Genomic DNA, 1640 nt, shown 5'->3' with positions numbered 1-1640 from the left:
CATGCCCATCAAGCTAACAAAGTAAATTACTAGATACGAAATGATCCTTGTTTTAAAACTAGCGAGTGATGGAAAAGTAGGCATGCCAAAGAAGCCTATTAAAACGCGATTTTTTCGCTAGGCAGCTTGTCTATGCTTCACCGTCGTTTCATACACAACCCCTAGAATATCAAAGACGGTCATCTTCTTATACCGATGACATTTACGACCGTTCTTTTTTAGCAGCTGATAAAGGCGATGCAGAATTTTCATAAGTTCTTCTGTGCCAACTGCTATCGCTTGAAACAGTAACGGAAAGTAATCTTTAATCATATAAATCGCTTTGTATTCACTCAGCTCCTGCTTTTTCTTTTCAAGCAGAAGCTGTCGCATTTGAAACATCGTAGAAGAACAGAGGAGAATGCCAATGAGTTGTCCATATAAATGGCACTCTAGGCGTTCTCTTTTAATATTTTTACATTCATCAATTTCAAAGAATGACTTCCACGTTTTAAACAAAATCTCAATCTGCCAACGAAGTGAATACAATGAATGGACGTAATTCGTCAGTACTTCTTCTAGCGACGTGTTCGTGATATATACATTCATGCCCATTAAACGTTTACTTTTATCCTTCATGACAATGCCTTTCTTCTTTTCACGTATCGCTTGGTTTTTCAGGCGTGTTTGCGTTTGATCATCGGTTAAACGATGGATAATGACACGTGCTGGAAGCTTCTGATTTTGGCCAATGTATGCCTCGGGGATTTCCATCGTTTCACCAGGGGTTAGACCAGACATCATTTGTGTCATATCAAGCTGGATGTATTCTGTTTGCTTTTTTAACGTGCCATTGTTGAAGTATTCTGGCTCAGGGTTCTTGGTATAAATGCGTGTATTCAGCTTCAACCGCGAGATATAGTAAGCCTCTTTATCATGAATGGCTTGTAAGTCTCCTAAATCGAAGTAACCAAGATCACGCAAACACAAATCGCCCGCCTCTACGGTTTCAAGGCAGATGGTACCGTATGTTTTATCATTATTTTTTCCTGGTCCAAGCTGCACGTTAAGAAATTGACCACTAAGTAAATCATATTCCAATTGGATTTTCACGCCTGCCGTATTACTACTCCCACCTGAACCTTGATAGTCAGTGGCGAAATGATCAGGCAGTTGAAACACTGTCGCATCTAAAATACGGATACGATTGAAAGTAGAGATCATGTGTACAGAAAGCGATTGATTTGAACAGAGTTTTTGTGTGAGAAGAGAAGTAAAGACTTCTCGAAGAAATGCGACAGCTGCTGGATTAAAGCGTTGATTCAGTCCTTCTGAGCTCATCAGTACCCCAGTGGAAGCTTCTAACTGACTGCACAATTGTGTAAGTGATGTGCTAGCGATTTCTTGACTAAGCCATACGCAAAGGGCAATGAGTTCGTTTGCTTGATACTTACTAGATCGCTGTACAAAGCCAACTTGTTTGGCGATATCTTGTAAGACTACTGGAGATAAAAAGTATTGTAGTTCTTGTGCAAAAAGATTCAGTTCATTTGAAATGATAGGATTCATCAAAAACGCCATCCTTTCTCGTAAACTTCTTACGATAAGCATAGCGTTTTTTCATTTTGAGGGTATGATTTTAACTTCGCTTGATGGGCATG

At 39.6% G+C, this 1640-nt stretch carries 1 protein-coding gene; it reads right to left on the bottom strand.

Annotation, left to right across the window (positions count from 1 at the left end):
* Positions 1-117 precede the first annotated feature (117 nt).
* Positions 118-1548: an IS4 family transposase gene (locus tag L634_RS0128580; protein WP_026585316.1), complete on the bottom strand. Its 1431-nt coding sequence runs from the start codon at positions 1546-1548 to the stop codon at positions 118-120.
* Positions 1549-1640 lie beyond the last annotated feature (92 nt).

Origin of the sequence: Bacillus sp. J33 (assembly GCF_000518885.1) — a bacterium.
Lineage (GTDB): Bacteria > Bacillota > Bacilli > Bacillales > Cytobacillaceae > Cytobacillus.
Note: the sequence above shows the minus strand (reverse complement) of the source record. Positions and strands in the feature narration are given on the sequence as shown.